Source organism: Citrobacter sp. Cpo126 (assembly GCF_030332445.1).
Classification (GTDB): Bacteria; Pseudomonadota; Gammaproteobacteria; order Enterobacterales; family Enterobacteriaceae; genus Citrobacter; species Citrobacter portucalensis.
The window spans coordinates 1-22,047 of the sequence record NZ_JAOWHT010000025.1; the positions used below are offsets into that span (position 1 = coordinate 1).

Below are 22,047 nucleotides of genomic sequence, written 5' to 3' on the forward strand. Positions count from 1 at the left end.
AGGCGATTCAGTTCCTGCGTACGCATATCCGTCAGTGACTGATGGCGCAGCACCAGTGCCCGTAACGCCCGTTCAACCGGATGCGGAGCTTCCCAGACTGCCGGGCGCTTCTGACGGCAAAACTCTGCCAGCATGCGGGCATCAACGGCATCGGTTTTGCTGCGCAGCCCCTCGCTCTGTGCGAAGGCTTTGCCGAGGGCAGGATTGATGATGGAGACGGTGAATCCGGCATCACTGAGATGGGCGGCCACGTCTTCCATATACGTACTGGTGGCTTCCATACAGATATGCGCCGGCGCCACGTTATGGCTGTTGAGCCAGTGGAGGAGTTCATTGTGGCCCTTCAGGGTGTTCGCAAATTTTTTACTGCGGTGACGGCCATCGGGACGCAGCACATCGACATCCAGCTTGGCTTTAGAGACGTCAATACCGATAAAATGAAGTTCCTGTTCCATAGTGAGACCAACCTTGTGAATGCGGATTACCGGGAAAACCGGTCCATGATACTGTCCGGTTTGTCACTTGTGGAGAACGGCAGTCCGCTGCATAAATCTACAATACAGGTTGTTAACCTAAGGCCGGATACGGCATGCGGACGGCATGGCAGGGAGAACTGGCCGGCCCTCTCTGCACAGAGAGGATAATACAAGGCCGGATAAGGCGTTAGCCGCATCCGGCGAAAGATGTGCCTGATGCGCTACGCTTATCAGGCCTACAAGACCGGCAACAGCGATGTAGGCCGGATAAGGCGCTAGCCGCATCCGGCGAAGGGTGTGCCTGATGCGCTACGCTTATCAGGCCTACAAAACCGGCAATAGCGATGTAGGCCGGATAAGGCGTTAGCCGCATCCGGCGAAAGGTGGGCCAAATGGCGCGCAACTGGCTGCAAGAAATTATTCATCGTGTAATTTGCGAGCGACATTCCTGAACGAATCCATCCCTCTTGTCGATTCCCTCTTTTCTCCATACGGTTGAGGAAAGGGGGAAACATGTCCAACTATCGACGAAATTACATCAATGGGGGAACCTGGTTTTTTACGGTAAATCTGCAGGACCGTCGAAGCCACCTTCTGACAGACAACATTCACGCGCTTCGGTGTGCAATCGCTGCGGTCAAAAAGGTTAGGCCTTTTCGCATCAATGCGTGGGTCGTTTTACCCGAGCATATGCATTGTATATGGACGTTACCTGGCAATGATGCGGATTATTCCTCTCGCTGGCGGGAAATTAAGAAGCATTTCACCCACTCATTGTCTTCCCGACATATCTGGCAATCTCGCTTTTGGGAGCACACCATCCGTGATGAACATGATTATCGCCAGCATGTTGATTATATTTACATTAACCCTGTGAAGCACGGCTGGGTAAAACAGGTACAGGACTGGTCTTTTTCAACATTTCATCGTGATGTGAGGCACGGTTTGTACCCGCAAGATTGGGCAGGTGAAATCATGGATTTTAATGCGGGTGAACGTGCCTGATGCGCTACGCTTATCAGGCCTACAACACCGGCATACCGATGTAGGCCGGATAAGGCGTTAGCCGCATCCGGCATTTTACGACGCTTGCGGTAGCCAAAACCCTTCACAGCATTTGAGCCACGCCTGGGCGCTGTGCGACAGATACACGCCTTCGCGCCAAATCATACCCAACTGCCAGCGTAAGTCGCTCTCCAGAGGGATCCAGCGCAACGTTTGCTTATCCAGCCGCTGGCAAATCGGCTCCGGTAAAATGGCAATCCCAACTCCGGCTTGTACCATTGCCGCCAGAAAATCCCACTGCCCGCTGCGCACCGCGATGCGGGGTTTGACGTTGTGTTGGCTAAACAGCTCAAGCAATTGGCGGCTCAACGCGAAATCTTCGTTGTAGATAAGCAGCGGATGTTCCGCCAGCGCCTCGGGGGGAATGGATTCGCACGTTGTCCACTGGCCGGAGCGAGGAACCAACACGCAGAGTGGATGGCTAAAAAGCGGTAAGGTTGCCAGACCGCTCTCTTCTTCAACCGGCAGCGCGGTCATCGCGACATCCAGGTCACCGTTCATTACCGCCTGCTGAACGGTTAAGCCGCCAAATTCAGAGACCTTCAGCTCCACGCCGGGATAGCGCTGGCGAAACAGGCCGATCGGCCCAGCCATTAACATCCCCACCATGGGCGGGATACCGAGGCGCAGCACGCCCTTGTTGAGGTGATTTATGTCACTGAGTTCCGCTTCAAGCTGGCGAAACTCGGCAAGGATCGCCAGGCCACGTTCGAAAACGACCTGCCCGGTGTCGGTTAACAGCAGTCGCCGACCGTCGCGGATTAACAGCGTGCAGTTAAGCTCGTCTTCAAGGTTCTTCAACATCTTGCTGATGGTGGGCTGGGTGACAAAAAGCTTCTCCGCTGCGCGGGTAAAGCTCTGCTGACGAACCACCTCAACAAAATATCGCAGCGTTCTGATATCCATGATTATTCCTTAAGACTATGCCTGCAATGAGTTTAATTCATTTCAGTCCTGGACGGGGGCTCTCTATACTGGCGCTCTCTATTTTTTAAGGACATACCCTCATGGCTGTGGCGATAAGCCGCGTGACGCCTGCTGTTATTCATCGACTCCAGATTCCCGTTCAGGTTCTGTTGTATGCAGGTCTCTTTGTATTTGCTCAATATCTTGTCTCCTGGCTGCATCTGCCGCTTCCTGCCAACCTGGTCGGGATGGTGCTGATGCTGGCGTTAATTGTCTGTCGGGTTATCCCGCTGAACTGGATTCGCGCAGGTGCTCGCTGGTTACTGGCTGAAATGCTGCTGTTTTTTGTTCCGGCGGTGGTCGCCGTTGTGAACTACACGCAGCTGTTGCTGGTTGATGGCTGGCGTATATTTGCCGTGATTGCGATCAGTACGCTGATGGTGCTCGGCGCAACGGCGTGGGTGGTGGATAAAGTGTATCGCTATGAAATGCGCAGGCTAAACCGTGAGTAATTTCCAGTTAAGCGTGTTGTGTCTGGTGATTACGCTGGGTATCTACTTTGCCAATAAGCGCCTGTATCGCCGTTTTCGTAAATTACCCCTAATGCCATTAGTTCTCACCCCGGCCCTGCTGGTGCTGATGCTGGTCTTCGGCCATATCTCCTGGCAAAACTATATCGGTGAATCGCACTGGTTGCTGTGGTTGTTAGGCCCAGCGACCATCGCGTTTGCTGTTCCGGTGTATGACAACCTTGCCGTGATTAAGCGTCACTGGATGTCGCTGACGGCGGGCGTGGTAACGGCAACGCTGGTGGCCGTCACCAGTTCCGTATGGCTGGCGCGCCTGTTTATGTTGCCTGATGAGATCCAACGCAGTCTGGCGGTGCGCTCCGTCACCACACCGTTTGCGCTGGCGGCGGCAGAACCGTTGGGCGGGCAGCCGGACCTGGTGGCATTGTTCGTGGTGGTGACCGGCGTATTTGGTATGGCGGTCGGCGATGTGCTGTTTTTACGGCTTTCCATTCGTGAAGGGATGGCGAAAGGCGCAGGATTTGGCGCAGCATCGCACGGTGCGGGCACGGCACGCTCTTATGAACTCGGTCAGCAGGAAGGGGTCGTTGCCAGCCTGGTGATGATGCTTTCCGGCGTGGTAATGGTGCTGGTGGCACCGCTGGTGGCGAGGCTGATGTTCTGAGGAAAGATATATTCCTCCGGCCCGAAAGCCGGAGGAGAAGGGAAGTTAGTGCGCGCGACCTTGTTCTACGCCGTACCCGGTCTGGGAACGGATGAACTGAGCACGGAACTGCTCGCGTTCGCGGTTGCCTTCTTCTGAGTTGTCGGTGGCAGAGAAGAACCAGATCCCGAGGAATGCTACGCTGATGGAGAACAGCGCCGGATACTCATACGGGAAAATGGCTTTTTCGTGACCGAGGATCTGGACCCAAATCGTTGGACCAAGAATCATCAGCACCACTGCCGTCAGCAGGCCTAACCAGCCACCCAACATTGCGCCACGCGTGGTCAGTTTCGACCAGTACATAGAGAGCAGAATGATGGGGAAGTTACAGCTCGCCGCGATGGCGAACGCCAGGCCGACCATGAAGGCGATGTTCTGGTTTTCGAACAGCACGCCGAGCACGATGGCAATCACGCCCAGCACCAGCACGGTGATTTTCGAAACCCGCAGCTCTTCACGTTCGGTGGCGCCTTTGCGGAACACGTTGGCGTACAGGTCGTGAGACACTGCCGATGCGCCCGCCAGCGTCAGACCGGCAACCACCGCCAGAATGGTGGCAAACGCCACGGCTGAGATGAAGCCGAGGAACAGGTTACCGCCCACCGCATTCGCCAGGTGAACCGCCGCCATGTTATTACCGCCAATCAGCGCGCCCGCAGCATCTTTGTACGCCGGATTTGCACCTACCAGCATGATTGCGCCAAAGCCGATGATAAAGGTCAGGATATAGAAATAACCCATAAAACCGGTGGCGTAGAACACGCTCTTACGTGCTTCACGGGCATCGCTAACCGTGAAGAAGCGCATCAGGATGTGCGGCAAGCCCGCCGTACCAAACATCAGGCCGAGACCTAACGACAGTGCGGAGATTGGGTCTTTTACCAACCCGCCCGGGCTCATAATGGCTGAACCTTTCGGGTGTACCGCCATCGCTTCGGTGAACAGATTATTGAAGCTAAAGCCGACGTGCTTCATCACCATAAAGGCCATAAAGCTGGCACCGAACAGCAACAGTACGGCTTTGATGATCTGTACCCAGGTGGTCGCCAACATGCCGCCAAACAAAACGTACATCATCATCAGCACGCCAACCAGTACGACAGCGATGTGATAGTTCAGACCAAACAGCAGCTCAATCAGCTTACCTGCACCAACCATCTGCGCGATCAGATACAGCGCAACCACCACCAGGGAACCACAGGCGGACAGAATACGGATTGGCCCTTGCTTCAGACGATAAGACGCAACGTCTGCAAAGGTGTAACGACCCAGGTTACGCAAACGCTCAGCAATCAGGAACAGGATAATTGGCCAGCCGACCAGGAAGCCGAGTGAATAGATCAGCCCGTCATAACCGGAGGTAAAGACCAGCGCGGAAATCCCGAGGAACGATGCCGCCGACATATAGTCGCCCGCAATCGCCAGCCCGTTCTGGAAACCGGTGATGTTACCGCCAGCGGTGTAATAGTCATTGCGCGAACGTACGCGCTTTGACGCCCAGTAGGTAATGCCGAGCGTAAAGATGACGAAAATCAGGAACATAATAATCGCCTGCCAGTTGGTTGGCTGGCGTTGGACTGCACCGCTAATAGCATCCGCCGCGTTTGCGGCGAAGGGCAGCGTGGCGGCAAGCGCCGTCAGGACTCTCTTCATGATGCTTTAACCTCGTGCAAAACTGCATTGTTCAGGCGATCGAATTCACCGTTTGCCCGCCAGATGTAGATCCCGGTCAGGATGAAAGAGATGAGGATCACACCGACTCCAATCGGAATACCGCGGGTGACGCTGGTTCCAGCGTGTAGCGGAGTACCCAGCCAGCCCGGCGCAAAGGCAATCAATAAAATAAAGCTGATATAAACTGCCAGCATGATGATGGACAGAATGGTGGCAAACCGTTGCCGTTTTTCTACTAACTCCCTGAAACGCGCACTGTCTTCTATCCGCTGATAAATTTGGTCATTCATCACAGAGCTCTCCAGAGGTCCCCCTGCGTCTTTCGTGCTACAGGTTCGTTGGCCGCACTCGCCCACCCCAGTCACATAGTGAACTATGCTTTTGGGGATGTGCTCGCTTGCCGCCTTCCTGTAACACGAAATCCTTTGGGGGAGGTTTTTTATATTTCCCTCCCGGTGAAGAGAGGGTAGGGTCAGATTTGTAGGCCGGATAAGACGCTTTCGCGTCGCCATCCGGCATTTTCAGGACTTTGTTATGATGGCATCGCGATGGCCTGCTTCTCTTCGAGCAGTTTCTCCACGACGCCAGGATCGGCGAGGGTCGAGGTATCGCCCAGATTGCTGGTATCGCCCGCCGCGATTTTGCGCAGGATGCGGCGCATGATTTTGCCGGAGCGGGTTTTCGGCAGTGAGTCGGTCCAGTGCAGCACGTCTGGCGTTGCCAACGGACCAATTTCTTTACGCACCCAGTTGCGAACCTCGGCGTACAACTCAGGTGACGGCTCTTCACCGTGATTCAGCGTGACGTAGGCGTAGATCGCCTGGCCTTTAATATTATGCGGAATTCCCACCACCGCGGCTTCGGCAATCTTCGGATGCGACACCAGCGCCGATTCGATTTCAGCCGTTCCCAGACGGTGGCCAGAGACGTTCAGCACATCGTCCACACGTCCGGTAATCCAGTAATAGCCATCTTCGTCACGGCGCGCGCCGTCGCCGCTGAAGTACATATTCTTGAAGGTAGAGAAGTAGGTTTGCTCAAAGCGTTCGTGATCGCCAAACAGCGTTCTCGCCTGGCCTGGCCACGAGTCGGTAATCACCAGGTTGCCTTCGGTCGCGCCTTCCAGTGGATTACCTTCGTTATCGACAATCGCAGGCTGTACGCCAAAGAATGGACGGGTTGCAGAACCGGCTTTCAGCTCGGTAGCGCCCGGCAGTGGGGTGATCATGAATCCCCCGGTTTCGGTCTGCCACCAGGTATCGACGACCGGACATTTTTCGTTGCCGATCTTCTTCCAGTACCACTCCCACGCTTCCGGGTTGATCGGCTCGCCAACGGAACCCAGGATACGCAGCGACGAACGGTCAGTACCTTCAATCGCTTTGTCGCCTTCTGCCATCAGTGCGCGAATGGCGGTCGGTGCGGTATACAGAATATTGACCCGGTGCTTGTCCACAACCTGTGACATACGCGCAGGCGTTGGCCAGTTTGGTACGCCTTCGAACATCAGCGTGGTTGCGCCGCAGGCCAGCGGGCCGTACAGCAGGTAGCTGTGTCCGGTTACCCAACCCACGTCAGCGGTGCACCAATAGATATCGCCTTGATGGTAATCAAACACGTACTTAAAGGTGGTTGCAGCGTAGACCAGATACCCGCCGGTAGTGTGCAGCACGCCTTTCGGCTTGCCGGTTGAACCGGAGGTATACAGGATAAACAGCGGATCTTCCGCGTTCATCTCTTCCGGTTGGTGTTCTGAGCTAGCTTTCTCGATAAGATCGGACCACCACAGGTCACGGCCTTCCTGCCACTCCGTTTTACCACCGGTACGTTTGAGGACGACCACATGTTCAACGGTTTTCACGTTCGGGTTTTTCAGCGCATCATCGACGTTCTTTTTCAACGGGATAGCGCGTCCGGCACGTACGCCTTCATCGGCGGTGATCACCAGGCGTGAATTAGAGTCGATGATACGTCCGGCGACGGCTTCCGGTGAGAAACCACCGAAGATGACAGAATGCACGGCCCCAATGCGGGCACAGGCCAGCATGGCAACCGCAGCCTCTGGCACCATCGGCATATAAATGGCCACCACGTCACCTTTTTTAATGCCTAAATCCAGTAGCGTATTGGCGAAACGGCAGACATCGCGATGCAACTCGCGATATGTAATGTTTTTGCTTTGGGTAGCGTCATCGCCCTCCCAGATAATGGCGGTACGATCGCCGTTTGCCTGCAGATGGCGGTCAAGGCAGTTTGCGGCCAGGTTTAGGGTGCCGTCTTCGTACCATTTAATAGACACGTTGCCTGGTGCGAAGGAGGTGTTCTTCACCTGGCTGTACGGCTTGATCCAATCAAGAATCTTTCCCTGCTCGCCCCAAAATGTGTCGGGTTCGTTAACGGATTGCTGGTATTTCTCTGCGTACTGCTCCGGATTTATCAGGCAACGATCCGCAATGTTTGCGGGAATAGCGTGTTTATGTATTTGGCTCATGGCTTTTGTTCTCCTTGTAGGATGTTAATAATATGTCTCATAAACGTTAAATGTAGGGGCTTTGAGAGTTTTGTTTAGTATTTGCGCGGCAGATCACGCAATAAACGAATTGTGCAAATTAGCGACAAACTGAATTTTGAAGGGAACTAGCAAAAATTGATTAAATCTCGCGATAACATGCAGTTATCTAAAGGATTGTTGAAAAGGTGATCTGTCTCTGAATTAGACAAAAGAGTGAGAGATTAGAGGGGTGTTATAACTCTAAAGTGGTATTTTACATACACTTACAATTGATTAAAGACAACATTTTCAGTGTGGTTTCTTGTTACAAATAGGGTGGAGCAATGTCATGACAGTATTCGTGTGGTTGCTGTTGTGGAAAACAATAAAAGAACCGCCATTGCAGATAATGGCGTCATCTGGATGAGACCCCTATGGCAAGGATAAAATCACGCGTACGCCGTTTCTTCAGCCTGTTATTACCTTTATTATTTATTTCTGCTGTTCACGCTGAACAAACTTCTGTACCTGCAAAAACCGTCACCGTTGAAGCGAAGAATGAAACCTTCGCACCTCAGCATCCCGATCAATATCTCTCCTGGAAAGCCACGTCTGAGCAATCAGCCCGTGAAGATGCACTGGCAGAAGATCCGCGTCTGGTGATCCTGTGGGCGGGATACCCATTCTCGCGCGATTACAACAAACCGCGGGGACACGCGTATGCCGTGACCGATGTCCGTGAAACCTTACGTACCGGCGCACCAAAAACGGCAGAAGATGGTCCGTTGCCGATGGCCTGCTGGAGCTGTAAAAGCCCGGACGTAGCGCGTCTTATCCAGAAAGACGGTGAAGATGGCTACTTCCACGGTAAATGGGCGCGCGGCGGTCCGGAAATTGTTAACAATCTCGGTTGTGCGGATTGCCATAATACCGCGTCACCAGACTTCGCCAAAGGCAAGCCAGAACTGACCCTGTCGCGTCCTTATGCAGAACGCGCGATGGAAGCGATCGGCAAACCGTTTGAGAAAGCCGGTCGCTTTGACCAGCAATCCATGGTCTGCGGCCAGTGTCACGTGGAATACTACTTCGACGGTAAAAACAAAGCCGTTAAGTTCCCGTGGGACGACGGCATGAAAGTCGAGAACATGGAGAAATACTACGACAACATTGCTTTCTCTGACTGGACCAACTCCCTGTCTAAAACGCCGATGCTGAAAGCGCAGCACCCGGAGTATGAAACCTGGAGCGCGGGCATTCACGGCAAGAACAACGTGACCTGTATCGACTGTCACATGCCGAAAGTGCAAAACGCGGAAGGCAAGATCTATACCGATCATAAGATTGGTAACCCGTTCGACAACTTCCCTCAGACCTGCGCGAACTGCCACACCCAGGACAAAGCGTCCCTGCAAAAAGTGGTCGCCGAGCGTAAACAGGCTATTCATGACCTGAAAATCAAAGTTGAAGATCAGCTGGTTCGTGCGCACTTCGAAGCGAAAGCCGCATGGGAAGCGGGCGCGACTGAAGCGGAAATGAAGCCGATTCTGGAAGATATCCGTCACGCACAATGGCGCTGGGACCTGTCTATCGCCTCACACGGCATTCATATGCACGCCCCGGAAGAAGGCCTGCGGATGCTGGGTAGCGCAATGGATAAAGCCGCCGACGCGCGTACCAAACTGGTCCGTCTGCTGGCGACCAAAGGCATCACGCATGAAATTCCGTTGCCGGATATCTCGACCAAAGAGAAAGCCCAGGCGGCGATTGGTCTGAACATGCAGCAAATCAATGCTGAGAAGCAGGACTTCATCAAAACGGTGATTCCGCAGTGGGAAGATCAGGCGCGTAAAAACGGTCTGTTAAGCCAATAACCCCATTTCGCCCCGCAAGGGGCGGATAACTCAACGGAGTGAATATGAGCGTATTACGTTCGTTATTAACTGCTGGGGTGCTGGCGTCAGGCTTGTTATGGAGCCTGAGTGGAATCACTGCCACGCCAACGCCGCAGGAGTCGGATCAACGCTGGACGGTTACCCAACAGCGTAATCCGGATGCCGCCTGTCTGGACTGTCACAAGCCGGATACCGAAGGCATGCATGGTAAGCATGCGGAAGTCATCAACCCGAATAATAAACTGCCGGTCACCTGCACCAACTGTCACGGCCAGCCGTCACCGAACCACCGTGAAGGGGTGAAAGATGTGATGCGCTTTAATGAGCCGATGTACAACGTGGAGCAGCAGAACAGCGTCTGTATGTCCTGTCACCTGCCTGAGCAGCTGCAAAAAGCGTTCTGGCCGCACGATGTCCACGTAACCAAAGTGGCGTGTGCCAGCTGTCACTCACTGCATCCGAAGCAAGACACGATGCAAACGCTGAGCGATAAAGGACGGATCAAGATTTGCGTCGATTGCCATAGCGATCAGCGTAACAATCCGAACTTTAACCCGGCGTCGATTCCGTTGCTTAAGGAGCATCCATGAGTTGCTCTCGTCGCCAGTTTATCACCGGCGTCGGCGCGCTGGTGGCAGTGAGCGGGACGGCGGGGCGCGTTGTGGCGAAGACGCTGAACATCAACGGCGTGCGTTACGGTATGGTACATGATGAGTCATTATGCATCGGCTGTACGGCCTGTATGGATGCTTGTCGCGAAGTCAACAACGTGCCGGAAGGCGTATCGCGTCTGACGATTATTCGCAGTGAGCCGCAAGGAACGTTTCCTGATGTGAAGTATCGCTTCTTCCGTCATTCGTGCCAGCACTGCGACCACGCTCCCTGCGTTGACGTCTGCCCGACGGGGGCATCGTATCGCGATGCCGCCAGCGGCATTGTGGATGTGAACCCGGACCTTTGCGTTGGCTGCCAGTACTGCATTGCCGCGTGTCCTTATCGCGTGCGCTTTATCCATCCGGTGAGCAAAACGGCGGATAAATGCGATTTCTGCCGGAAAACCAACCTGAAAGCGGGCAAACAGCCCGCCTGCGTTGAGTCATGTCCGACGAAGGCGCTGACGTTTGGTAATCTGGACGATCCCAACAGCGATATCTCTCGTTTGTTGCAGCAGAAAACGACCTACCGTTACAAGCTGGCGTTGGGTACAAAACCGAAGGTCTACCGCGTTCCCTTTAAATTTGGGGAGGTGAGCCAATGACATCCGCTTCTGCATTTCATTTTGAATCACTGGTGTGGGACTGGCCCATTGCCATCTATCTGTTCCTGATAGGTATCTCTGCCGGACTGGTCACGCTGGCGATTCTGCTGCGTCGCTTCCATCCGGAGGCGGGCGGTTCGGACAGCACGCTGCTGCGCACTACGCTGGTGTTAGGGCCGGGGGCGATTATCCTCGGTCTGTTGATTCTGGTGTTCCACCTGACGCGGCCATGGACTTTCTGGAAACTGATGTTCCACTACAGCTTCACTTCGGTGATGTCGATGGGGGTCATGCTGTTCCAGTTGTACATGGTGGTGTTAGTGCTGTGGCTGGCAAAAATCTTTGAAAAAGAAGTGATTGTCCTGCAACAGCGCTGGCTGCCGCGGTTAGGTATCGTGCAGAAAGTATTGACGCTGATTGCGCCGATCCATCGTGCGCTTGAGACGTTAATGCTGGTGCTGGCGGTCCTGCTCGGGGCGTACACCGGCTTTCTTCTGTCGGCGCTGAAATCTTACCCGTTCCTGAATAACCCGATCCTGCCGGTGCTGTTCCTGTTCTCTGGGATCTCCTCCGGCGCCGCGGTGGCGCTGATCGCCATGGCGTTACGCCATCGTAGCAACCCGCACAACACCGAAGCGCACTTTGTGCATCGCATGGAAGTCCCGGTGGTATGGCTGGAGATCTTCCTGCTGGCGGCGTTCTTTGTTGGTCTGGCGCTGGGCGATGACGGCAAAATGCGCGCGCTGGCGGCGGCACTGGGCGGTGGATTCTGGACCTGGTGGTTCTGGCTTGGCGTGGCTGGGCTTGGGCTGATACTGCCGATGCTGCTAAAACCCTGGGCCAACCGCAGTTCGACGTTTCATGGCGTGCTGGCAGTGTGCGGCGCCAGCCTGACCGGCGTACTGCTGCTGCGTTTTTTTATACTCTATGCGGGTCAGCTAACCGTTGCGTAAGGTGATATCTGGACGTTCTCCTTCCTGAAGCCGGTTTTCTGGCGCTGTTATTAAGCCTTGGGGTCAACGTGTTGACCCCGCTTGCCGTGCTGGTGGGTGTCCGCCAGCGCTGGAAAGGGGTGATGCGGCTTGCAACGGTGGGCGTGTGGGCGCAATTTACCCTGCTACTGCTGGCTTTTGCCATTCTGGTAATCTGCTTTTTGACCAGCGACTTTTCGGTGGTCTACGTTGCTCAGCACAGCTACAGTCTACTGCCGTGGGGATTAAAACTGGCGGCGGTGTGGGGCGGTCATGAAGGATCGCTGCTGCTGTGGGTGCTGTTTCTTTCCGGCTGGAGCGCGCTGTTCGCTTTACGCTATCGGCGTGATACCGACGCGCTGTTTCCGCTGACGCTCAGCGTCCTTTCAATGATAACGGCCCTGCTGCTGCTGTTTGTGGTGGTATGGTCCGATCCGTTCGTGCGCATCTTCCCGCCTGCCATTGAAGGGCGCGACCTTAACCCGATGCTGCAACATCTCGGGTTAATCCTCCATCCACCTCTGCTGTATCTGGGTTACGGTGGTTTGATGGTGGCGGCAGGTGTGGCGCTGGCCTCGCTGCTACGTGGTGACTTTAATGCGCAGAGCGCCTGGGTGTGCTGGCGCTGGGCGCTGCCCGGCTGGTGCGCGCTGACGCTGGGGATTATCCTCGGCTCCTGGTGGGCCTACTGCGAGCTGGGCTGGGGCGGCTGGTGGTTCTGGGACCCGGTTGAAAATGCCTCCTTATTACCCTGGCTTTCCGCTAGCGCGCTGCTGCATAGCCTGTATATCACGCGCCAGCGCGGAATCTTCCGCCACTGGTCGCTGCTACTGGCGATCGTCACGCTGATTTTATCGCTGCTTGGGACGCTGATTGTACGTTCCGGCATTCTCGTTTCGGTGCATGCTTTCGCGCTGGATAACGTTCGTGCCGCGCCGCTGTTTGCGCTGTTTACCGTGTTGAGTCTGGCGTCGCTCGGGCTGTACGCCTGGCGGGGCCAGCAAGTCCGGCAGTATGCGCGTTTTGGCGGCTGGTCGCGCGAGATGCTGATTCTGGTTGCGCTGCTGCTCTTTAATGCGGTGCTGCTGATTGTGTTGATTGGCACGCTCTACCCGATGATTTACGGGCTGTTCGGCTGGGGACGGCTCTCCGTAGGTGCACCGTACTTTAACCGCGCTACGCTGCCCTTTGGCCTGCTGATGCTGCTGGTTATCGTGCTGGCAACGGTCAGAAGCCGCAACGTGTCTTTCCGCATCCAGCTTCCGGCACTGCTGGCGCATGCCGGGGTGCTGGTGTTTGCGGCGGGGATCGTCTTTTCCAGCGGTAGCCGTCAGGAGATAAGCCTGAACCTGAGCCCTGGGCAGCAGGTTGAACTGGCGGGTTACATTTTCCGTTTTGAGCGTCTCGACCTGGAAGCCAAAGGTAACTACACCAGTGAAAAAGCGCAGATCACGCTGTGGCACAATGAGAAACGTATTGGCAGCCTGCAACCTGAAAGGCGCTTCTATGCCGCGCGCCGTCAACAGATGATGGAGCCGGGGATCCGCTGGAATCTGATGCATGACTGGTACGCGGTAATGGGTGAAAAAACCGGACCTGACCGCTATGCCATGCGTTTGTACGTGCAGACCGGCGTGCGCTGGATTTGGGGTGGGGGACTATTAATGGTCTTTGGCGCGCTGCTGAGCGCGTGGCGAGGGAGAAAGCGTGATGCGTAAATTAATTACAACGTTGCCGGATGGCGGCGTAAACGCCTTATCCGGCCTACAGGTAGCGCGAACCGTAGGCCGGATAAGCGCAGCGCCATCCGGCAAAAAGTTTTTACTCTTAACGCTCGTCCTGTTTTTCATCACTTTCGCTACACATGCCCAGGTTGTGGATACCTGGCGCTTTGAAAATCCGCAACAGCAGGAACAAGCGCTGTCCATTGCCAGCCAGCTTCGCTGCCCGCAGTGTCAAAACCAAAACTTGCTGGAATCCAATGCGCCGGTAGCGGTCAGTATGCGCCATCAGGTTTATAGCATGGTGGCGGAAGGGAAAAGCGAAGCTGAGATCACGACATGGATGACCGAGCGTTACGGTGACTTCGTTCGTTATAATCCGCCGCTGAATGAGCAAACGCTGCTGCTGTGGGCGTTGCCGTGCCTGCTGTTATTGCTGGTAGGTGTGGTGGTCTGGCGAGTGAGAAGACGTCAGCATACGGAGGAAGGTGAACAATGAACCAGTCCGAACCGCTGTTACGCCCAATGCCTGTGAAGCGGCTGACCGCTGCGGCGGTGCTGATGGTTGTGGCCTGCATTGGAGGCTACTTGTTGACGCCAAAATGGCAGGCGGTTCGTCAGGAGCAAACGAGACTGGCAGACCCTTTACATGCTTTCTCCGATGAAAATGTTCAGGAAAAACAGTTGCTTTTGCTGCAATCGCAGATTCGCGCTAATCCCCAGGACGGCGTGAAATGGGCGCAACTCGGGGAGTACTATCTTTGGCAAAACGCGTATCATAATGCGCTGCTGGCCTACGAACAGGCGCTGCGTGTCGGCGGTGAAAATGCTGAGATCTATTCAGCGATGGCAACGGTATTGTATTACCAGGCCGGACAACATATGACGCCGCCCACTCGCGAGATGATTGATAAGGCTCTGGCGCTGGACCCGGCAGAGGTCACCGCGCTGATGCTGTTAGCCTCAGATGCGTTTATGCAGGCAGACTACGCCCGGGCTATTTCAGTGTGGCAAAAGGTTATGGATTTAAATTCGCCTAGGGTGAACCGGGCACAGCTCGTTGACTCTATTAATATGGCGAAGTTATTGCAGAATCGGCAAAAATAAATTTGTTTTTTTTGTGATTTGTATCATTTGGCCTGTTTAAAAAACAGGCAAACGAACAAATGGGCGAAAAAAACTCACACCATGACTTCTTCATTTTTGAACATATTAAAATTCTTTTATAACAAAAAGTTATTCATCAATACCGCGATAAAATTGCATTTTTATGCATAAAATCAGCCAAAAGCCCTGTTCTTAGAGGGTTGCGCGGAATGCCATGCAGATGATAATGATAATAAGCGTTAAAAAACTCCATAAACGAACGCAACACAATTCATACCCTTTCAGTATGTACTATTCCCACACACCGCATGTGGAATAGCGCTCCATCGAGGAAGTCCGTTGTTATGAAAAATTTGAAAGTCAGCCTGGCATGGCAGATTCTAATCGCCATGGTGCTGGGCATTCTGCTAGGGAGTTACCTGCATTACCATAGTGACAGCCGTGAATGGCTGGTTGTAAACCTGCTGTCACCGGCGGGCGATATCTTTATCCATCTGATCAAAATGATCGTTGTGCCCATTGTCATCTCTACGTTGGTTGTCGGTATCGCCGGAGTCGGTGATGCAAAACAGCTGGGCCGCATTGGCGCCAAAACTATTCTCTATTTCGAAGTGATCACCACCGTGGCGATTATCCTTGGGATCACGCTGGCTAATGTGTTCCAGCCGGGTTCCGGGATTGATATGTCGCAACTGGCGACCGTGGATATTTCGAAATATCAAAGCACGACTGCAGAAGTACAGAGCCACGCGCATGGTTTGATGGGGACAATTTTGTCACTGGTGCCGACCAATATCGTCGCCTCGATGGCAAAAGGCGATATGCTGCCGATTATCTTCTTCTCGGTGCTGTTCGGTTTAGGTTTGTCTTCCCTGCCAGCCACTCACCGCGAGCCGCTGGTTACCGTGTTCCGCTCTATTTCCGAAACCATGTTTAAAGTGACCCACATGGTTATGCGTTATGCGCCAGTCGGCGTTTTCGCGCTGATTGCCGTTACCGTCGCAAACTTCGGTTTTGCCTCCCTGTGGCCGCTGGCGAAGCTGGTGCTGTTGGTGCACTTTGCCATCCTGTTCTTCGCGCTGGTGGTGCTGGGGATTGTCGCGCGTATCTGTGGTTTGAGCATTTGGATCCTGATCCGCATTCTGAAAGACGAGTTGATTCTGGCTTACTCTACCGCCAGCTCCGAGAGCGTACTACCGCGTATTATCGAGAAGATGGAAGCCTATGGCGCACCGGCTTCAATCACCAGCTTTGTGGTGCCGACCGGCTACTCATTCAACCTTGATGGTTCAACGCTGTACCAGAGTATTGCCGCGATCTTTATTGCGCAGCTGTATGGTATCGACCTGTCGCTGTGGCAGGAAATCGTGCTGGTGTTGACGTTGATGGTGACCTCGAAAGGGATTGCGGGCGTGCCGGGCGTATCATTCGTGGTGCTGCTGGCAACGCTGGGCAGCGTGGGGATCCCGCTGGAAGGCCTGGCGTTTATTGCTGGTGTTGACCGTATCCTCGACATGGCGCGTACCGCGCTGAACGTGGTGGGTAACGCACTGGCGGTGCTGGTTATCTCCAAGTGGGAACACAAATTTGACCGCAAAAAAGCGCTGGCCTATGAGCGCGAAGTATTAGGTAAGTTTGATAAGACCGCCTTGTAGGCCGGATAAGGCAACGCCGCCATCAGGCAACCTGCTCCGGGTTGCCTGATGGCGCTACGCTTATCAGGCCTACAACGACTACCCGTTGGTTAACTTATCAAACTCTTCGCAGCCGGTATCGAATCCTTCCGTACAGCTCAGATTCAGCCAGTGCAGTGCCTTCTGTTTATTCTTCACGATAAAACCCTGCTCACCGTTTAAGAACATCATCCCGGCCCAGTATTCGGAATAACCGGTGCGGGAAATGGCAGAGCTACGTTTGAAATACCACGTCGCTTTCTCATCGTCTGCGGGAATACCCACGCCGTTGGCGTAAATCAGCCCAAGCAGCATTTGCGCGTCGACGGCGGAGTCGTTTTCCAGGTCCTCGGAGGCGTTTTGCAGCAAGGTAATGGCTTTGGGGTAATCGGTGTGTCCAGCCTGAGTGTTGACCAGAATACGCGCCAGCGTAATTTCCCCAGTTTTACTGCCTGCCTGGGTCGCTTTTTCCGCCAGCGTTTTGGCCTGGGGGTAATCCAGACTGACCGGATTGGTAATCTTAATTTGTGCCAGCAATGCGTAAGCATCGGCATCACCATTGTCGGCGGCTTTTTGCGCCCAATATTCCGCTTTACCCAAATCGCCTGAGCTAAACCAGGTATCAGCGAGGAAATATTGTGCACGTCGGTCTCCGGACTCGGCGGCTTTCAAAAACTGACTACCGGGCTCTTCGGCATGGACAAAGCATGTCATTAACACCATCAAGGCGAAAAGTCGTTTCATCTTATATTTAGATTTAGTGTAGGGAATGAACAGTATAGAGAGATTATATGCATAAAAAAACGGCCTCCGAATGGAGGCCGTCAGGGGAAGCTTAACCCATCGCGCTTTCGCGCAGGCTGGCTTTCAGCTTGGTGTACTCATCAATGACATACTGCTCGGCAGCGCGCTGATCGGCAATGCGTTCAACGTTTACAGCACAGTACTTGTACTCCGGCGTTTTGGTAATCGGACTTAAGTTCTCGGTTACCAGTTCATTACATGCGCCAATCCACCACTGGTAGGTCATGTAAATCGCGCCTTTGTTTGGACGATCGCTGACTGCCGCACGGGTAATGACCCGGCCTTTACGCGAGTTCACCCACACCAGCTCTTCATCCTGGATGCCCAGGCGTTCTGCGTCGGCGGTGTTGATCTGGGCATAGCCCGGTTCATCCGCCAGCGCGGCCAACGCCGCACAGTTACCGGTCATCGAACGGCAAGAGTAGTGGCCGACTTCACGCACTGTAGACAGTACCATCGGGTACTCCTCAGTGAGTTTGTCGATTGGCGCTACCCAGTCGCAGGTGAAGAACTGCGCCAGGCCGTTCGGGGTGTCGAACTTCTCTTTGAAGAGATAAGACGTACCCTGGTCGGCTTCTGAGGTGTCGCGGCAAGGCCACTGGATATAACCCAGTTCGCCCATTTTCTCGTAAGTGGCACCGTAGAAATCCGGGCACAGATGACGCAACTCGTCCCAGATTTCCTGGGTGTTGTTGTAGTGCATCGGATAGCCCATACGGGTGGCGATTTCACTGATAATCTGCCAGTCCGTTTTCAGATCCCACTTCGGCTCAACGGCTTTAAAGAAGCGCTGGAAGCCACGGTCAGCTGCGGAGAATACGCCTTCATGCTCACCCCATGACGTAGACGGTAAAATAACGTCTGCGGCAGCGGCAGTTTTGGTCATGAAGATATCCTGCACGATGACCAGTTCCAGATCCTCAAAGCCTTTGCGCACTGCGGAGAGTTCAGCATCGGTTTGTAATGGATCTTCACCCATGATGTACGCCGCGCGTACTTCGCCATGCGCTGCACGGTGCGGCAGTTCGCTGATGCGATAACCGGTATGAGCAGGCAGACTTTCCACGCCCCAGGCTTTAGCGAACTTCTCGCGGTTAGCCGGATCTTTCACATACTGATAGCCCGGATAAGTATCCGGCAGCGCGCCCATGTCACATGCGCCCTGAACGTTGTTCTGCCCACGAACCGGGTTAACGCCCACGCTCGGCTTACCGAGGTTGCCGGTCAGCATTGCGAGGCTGGTCAGTGAACGCACGGTTTCCACGCCCTGATAGAACTGGGTAACACCCATGCCCCACAGGATGGCCGCGCTTTTCGCCGTGGCATACATACGTGCAGCCTGACGAATATCCTGCGCGCTAACGCCAGTGATATCTTCGACGGACTCCGGCGTGTAGCCTTCGACGATCTTGCTGTACTCTTCGAATCCTTCCGTACGGGAGGCGACGAACGCCTGGTCATACAGTTTTTCTTCGATGATGACATGACCCATAGCGTTGAGCAGCGCGATGTTCGAGCCGTTTTTCAACGCGATGTGCATGTCGGCAATACGCGCGGTTTCAATTTTGCGCGGATCGCAGACGATGATTTTCGCCCCGTTACGTTTAGCATTAATCACGTGATTCGCCACGATCGGGTGGGAATCCGCCGGGTTGTACCCGAAGATGAATACTAAATCTGTGTTATCAATTTCATTGATAGCATTACTCATTGCGCCGTTACCGACCGATTGGTGCAGACCTGCAACCGATGGGCCGTGTCAGACGCGAGCGCAGCAGTCAACGTTATTGGTACCAATAACGGCGCGCGCGAATTTTTGCATTACATAGTTGGTTTCGTTACCCGTACCGCGAGATGAACCGGTCGTCTGAATAGCGTCCGGGCCATACTTCGCTTTGATGGCGCTCAGACGACTGGCGACGTAATCAAGCGCTTCATCCCAGGAAACGGATTCCAGTTTGCCGCCACGCTGGCGACGGATCATAGGGGTTTTCAGACGAGGGGTCAGGATCTGGGTATCATTGATAAAATCCCAGCCATAGTAGCCCTTCAGACACAGGGTACCTTGGTTGGTTTTCCCCTGCGCCGCTTCAGCCCGGACGATTTTGCCGTTATCGACCACCAGGTTGATTTTGCAACCTGATGCGCAATATGGGCAAACCGTGACGACTTTTTTCATCGGTCTCGCTCCAGTTAATCAAATCGCGCATACGCGCTTGTCGTTTTTGTTATGCATCTTTTATGCCATGTTTTTATCAGGGGCATTAGTCGATATTACGGGCGAATTTTGCGCAAAACCCTGACGAAAAACAGGCTGTCGTCATATTTGACGTGACGAATCTCCAATACGTGACGCCCCGGCAGTGTGACCGAGGTTATGTTTCCCGCACATCCTTGTGCCTTATCGCTGTCACTCTGTGCAGAATCAATCACACTCATTTAAGTTGGCCAGAAATGGGGAAAAACAATGAAGCCAGCCATACTGGTTGTGGATGATGACATCGCTGTCTGCACGCTTTTACAGGATGTGCTGAGCGAACACGTCTTTACGGTGACCGCCTGTCACACCGGGCAGGAGGCGCTGCGCTGCATTGAAACTCAGCCGGATATCGCTCTGGTATTGCTGGACATGATGTTGCCCGATATCAACGGTCTGATGGTGTTGCAGCAGGTGCAAAAGATGAGACCCGGATTACCGGTAGTCATGCTGACGGGCTTAGGCAGCGAGTCGGATGTGGTGGTCGGACTGGAAATGGGGGCTGACGACTATATCGGTAAGCCGTTCAATGCGCGGGTGCTGGTGGCGCGGGTAAAGGCGGTGCTCAGACGCGTTGGCGTGTTAACGGCAGAAAGCGGCTGCCCGCAAACCACGGGGCTTTCTTTCAATGGCTGGCATCTCGATACCGCCGGTTGCCAGTTACATAATCCCCAGCAGTTGAAGGTGGAGTTGACGCAGGGGGAATACAGCCTGCTGTTGGCGCTGGCCCAAAATGCCCGCCGGGTGCTGAGCCGGGAACAGCTGCTGGAGCTGACGCGCAGCGACAGCGTTGAGGTGTTTGACCGCACTATTGACGTGTTAATCATGCGGCTGCGGCGAAAAATAGAGAACAACCCGCACCAGCCAATGTTGATCAAAACCCTGCGCGGGCTGGGTTATGTGTTTGCCGCCGACGTGCAGCATCACGATAAGGCGGCGTGATCGTGTGCAGTTGCCGGATGCGGCGTAAACGCCTTATCCGGCCTACAAAAACGATAACGACCCCGTAGGCCTGATAAGCGTAGCGCATCAGGCGTCAGCCATTTCTGCTTTCAACTCTGCCAGCGTCTTCGCGCCATCTATCGCATTCGCGCACAGCAAACTTGCCCGCGCACAGGCGTGTGCCAACCTGACGCTGTCCGTCAGCGACCAGCGCTCATGACAGCCATACAAAAATCCAGCGCAAAACGCATCTCCCGCTCCGACGCTGCCAACGATCTCCTCCTGCGCCAGGTACTGCGACGGGATCCAGACGCCCGGCAGATCCGGCGCTTCACCCCAGGCACCTTCCGGACAGTGGATCACCACCCGCTGGCGTACACCTGCATTCAATAATTCGCGTGCGGCGGTGGCGATGTGCGCAATATGCAGTTCGCCGTTGGGCTGGCGGATCTCCAGCCCGCTGAACTCCCCGGCTTCCAGCTCGTTAATCACCAGATAGTCGAGATGGCGCAGGGCTGGCATCACCAGCGGTTGATAGCGCGGGTCGCCCTTACGTGAGACCAGATCCAGCGACGTTTCAAAGCCGTTGTCGCGCATTTGCGCCAGCAGCCGTGCGCTACGCGTCCCGTACTCCTCATCCGGCATGTCCAGACTGTCGAGCAGCAGCAGATATCCCAGATGGAAGATTTTCATCGAGGTATCCAGTTGCTCAAACGCAGGCAGATCGAGTAGCCGATTGGCCCCGGGCGAGTGGAAAAAGGTGCGCTGACCGCTGGGATCGGTCATCACCTGCGACATCGACGTGGGGGCGAATGTGGTGCGCTGCACGTGTTGGCGATTAACGTGATACTGCTCCAGCATCGCCATGATGTAGTCGCCGTCGCTGTCCTGACCGATTAACCCCACCGCCTGCAACGGCAGCCCAGTGTGCATTTTTGCCAGCGTCAGCAGCACATTAAGCGGCGCACCGCCCGTGGCGCGTTCGCTACGGGTGATTTCCGCCAGCCAGCCACGTTCCGGCCACTGCACAATTTGATGCACGTGATCGACCAGCATGTTGCCTGCGGCGATAACGCCTTTGCGTTCCATCAGACCCGTCCCGCGCTGCCAAAAATGCGCATCTGTTCCGAAACGGTATCGGTAATGGCCTCTTCAATGCCGAGCAGCAGTTCGGCGAATTCGTCGTACAGCGGCTGGCGATTCGCCATCCGTGTTTCTACCGCCGACAGCGCCGCCTGCGACATGCCGGTATAGAAGTTGATTTTGTGAATGCCGAGTTCAATCGCGCGCTTGAAATCGTCGTCGCTGATACCGGAGCCGCCATGCAGTACCAGCGGGATTGCCGCCTGCTGGCGAATGGCGTCCAGACGCGGGAAGTCGAGCAGCGGTTCGCCTTTGTATTTGCCGTGGGCATTGCCAATGGCGACCGCCAGCGCGTCAATCCCGGTTCTGTCGACGAAATCACGCGCCATCATTGGGTCGGTAAATAGCGACTCGTCGGCATGACCGTACAGCGCGCCGCCCTCATCACCGCCCACCGCACCCAGTTCGGCTTCCACCGACACGCCGACGGC

At 54.7% G+C, this 22,047-nt stretch carries 19 protein-coding genes and 1 pseudogene; 11 read left to right on the forward strand and 9 right to left on the reverse strand.

All coding sequences use genetic code 11. The annotated features are described in order from the left end of the window. Positions 1-455, reverse strand: a 455-nt coding sequence (locus OGY17_RS04070; RefSeq protein WP_267445968.1) for an IS110 family transposase, incomplete at its 3' end; no start/stop codon positions are given. A gap of 534 nt (positions 456-989) precedes the next feature. Here OGY17_RS04070 and OGY17_RS04075 point away from each other — a divergent pair. After that, entirely contained in the window at positions 990-1,481 is a 492-nt protein-coding gene (locus tag OGY17_RS04075) for an REP-associated tyrosine transposase (protein ID WP_252431282.1), read from the forward strand. Between the two features lie 75 nt (positions 1,482-1,556). Here the strand turns inward: OGY17_RS04075 and OGY17_RS04080 are convergent, their stop codons facing one another. Next, entirely contained in the window at positions 1,557-2,447 is an 891-nt protein-coding gene (locus tag OGY17_RS04080; RefSeq protein WP_003826636.1) for a LysR family transcriptional regulator, read from the reverse strand. 101 nt (positions 2,448-2,548) lie between these two features. On the opposite strand from OGY17_RS04080, the gene OGY17_RS04085 reads away from it, so the two are divergent. Beyond that, positions 2,549-2,959 carry a CidA/LrgA family protein gene (locus tag OGY17_RS04085; protein ID WP_003826638.1) on the forward strand — a complete coding sequence of 137 codons (411 nt, stop codon included), beginning with the start codon at positions 2,549-2,551 and terminating at the stop codon, positions 2,957-2,959. Further along, positions 2,952-3,641, forward strand: coding sequence for an LrgB family protein (locus OGY17_RS04090; protein WP_003031745.1), 690 nt, complete (start codon positions 2,952-2,954; stop codon positions 3,639-3,641). The genes OGY17_RS04085 and OGY17_RS04090 overlap by 8 nt, the downstream gene beginning before the upstream one ends. A gap of 45 nt (positions 3,642-3,686) precedes the next feature. Here the strand turns inward: OGY17_RS04090 and actP are convergent, their stop codons facing one another. The 3 genes from actP to acs all read right to left on the reverse strand — a co-directional run bounded on the left by actP (position 3,687) and on the right by acs (position 7,848). Beyond that, positions 3,687-5,336 carry a cation/acetate symporter ActP gene (gene actP / locus OGY17_RS04095; protein WP_008786931.1) on the reverse strand — a complete coding sequence of 550 codons (1,650 nt, stop codon included), beginning with the start codon at positions 5,334-5,336 and terminating at the stop codon, positions 3,687-3,689. Beyond that, positions 5,333-5,647, reverse strand: coding sequence for a DUF485 domain-containing protein (locus tag OGY17_RS04100; RefSeq protein WP_003031750.1), 315 nt, complete (start codon positions 5,645-5,647; stop codon positions 5,333-5,335). Before OGY17_RS04100 ends, actP begins: the two co-directional genes overlap by 4 nt. 242 nt (positions 5,648-5,889) lie before the next feature. Further along, positions 5,890-7,848 (reverse strand): acetate--CoA ligase, encoded by a 1,959-nt coding sequence (gene acs / locus OGY17_RS04105; RefSeq protein WP_204558759.1) that lies wholly within the window; start codon positions 7,846-7,848, stop codon positions 5,890-5,892. A 434-nt stretch (positions 7,849-8,282) separates the two neighbouring features. Here acs and nrfA point away from each other — a divergent pair, with 434 nt between their 5' ends. From nrfA to gltP, 7 genes and pseudogenes are all read left to right on the forward strand, one after another. After that, complete coding sequence (nrfA, locus tag OGY17_RS04110; RefSeq protein WP_204558760.1) at positions 8,283-9,719, forward strand: ammonia-forming nitrite reductase cytochrome c552 subunit; 1,437 nt, start codon at positions 8,283-8,285, stop codon at positions 9,717-9,719. A 44-nt stretch (positions 9,720-9,763) separates the two neighbouring features. After that, positions 9,764-10,330: a cytochrome c nitrite reductase pentaheme subunit gene (gene nrfB / locus OGY17_RS04115; protein ID WP_003826649.1), complete on the forward strand. Its 567-nt coding sequence runs from the start codon at positions 9,764-9,766 to the stop codon at positions 10,328-10,330. Continuing rightward, entirely contained in the window at positions 10,327-10,998 is a 672-nt protein-coding gene (gene nrfC, locus OGY17_RS04120; RefSeq protein WP_003031761.1) for a cytochrome c nitrite reductase Fe-S protein, read from the forward strand. Before nrfB ends, nrfC begins: the two co-directional genes overlap by 4 nt. Next, positions 10,995-11,951 carry a cytochrome c nitrite reductase subunit NrfD gene (gene nrfD, locus OGY17_RS04125; protein ID WP_204558761.1) on the forward strand — a complete coding sequence of 319 codons (957 nt, stop codon included), beginning with the start codon at positions 10,995-10,997 and terminating at the stop codon, positions 11,949-11,951. Before nrfC ends, nrfD begins: the two co-directional genes overlap by 4 nt. An 8-nt stretch (positions 11,952-11,959) precedes the next feature. After that, positions 11,960-14,189, forward strand: a pseudogene (nrfF, locus tag OGY17_RS04130) (heme lyase NrfEFG subunit NrfF). Further along, positions 14,186-14,797, forward strand: a complete 612-nt coding sequence (gene nrfG / locus OGY17_RS04135) for a heme lyase NrfEFG subunit NrfG (RefSeq protein WP_234103543.1) — start codon at positions 14,186-14,188, stop codon at positions 14,795-14,797. Before nrfF ends, nrfG begins: the two are co-directional and overlap by 4 nt. A gap of 344 nt (positions 14,798-15,141) precedes the next feature. Continuing rightward, entirely contained in the window at positions 15,142-16,452 is a 1,311-nt protein-coding gene (gene gltP / locus OGY17_RS04140; protein ID WP_020996087.1) for a glutamate/aspartate:proton symporter GltP, read from the forward strand. A 78-nt stretch (positions 16,453-16,530) separates the two neighbouring features. On the opposite strand, the gene yjcO is transcribed toward gltP, so the two are convergent. Together yjcO and fdhF are read right to left on the reverse strand one after the other, a co-directional pair. After that, positions 16,531-17,214: a Sel1 family TPR-like repeat protein YjcO gene (gene yjcO / locus OGY17_RS04145; RefSeq protein WP_032934129.1), complete on the reverse strand. Its 684-nt coding sequence runs from the start codon at positions 17,212-17,214 to the stop codon at positions 16,531-16,533. A 91-nt stretch (positions 17,215-17,305) separates the two neighbouring features. After that, on the reverse strand, positions 17,306-19,453 hold the full coding sequence (fdhF, locus tag OGY17_RS04150) for a formate dehydrogenase subunit alpha (RefSeq protein ID WP_081003612.1): 2,148 nt from the start codon (positions 19,451-19,453) through the stop codon (positions 17,306-17,308). 288 nt (positions 19,454-19,741) lie between these two features. On the opposite strand from fdhF, the gene OGY17_RS04155 reads away from it, so the two are divergent. After that, positions 19,742-20,473 carry a response regulator transcription factor gene (locus tag OGY17_RS04155; RefSeq protein WP_032942111.1) on the forward strand — a complete coding sequence of 244 codons (732 nt, stop codon included), beginning with the start codon at positions 19,742-19,744 and terminating at the stop codon, positions 20,471-20,473. An 87-nt stretch (positions 20,474-20,560) separates the two neighbouring features. On the opposite strand, the gene OGY17_RS04160 is transcribed toward OGY17_RS04155, so the two are convergent. Next, a complete protein-coding gene (locus OGY17_RS04160; protein ID WP_191228829.1) occupies positions 20,561-21,565 on the reverse strand; it encodes a carbohydrate kinase family protein in 1,005 nt (334 codons plus the stop codon). Then, positions 21,562-22,047: class II fructose-bisphosphate aldolase (locus OGY17_RS04165; RefSeq protein WP_286606460.1), on the reverse strand; the 486-nt coding region annotated here is incomplete at its 5' end. The genes OGY17_RS04165 and OGY17_RS04160, both read right to left, overlap by 4 nt.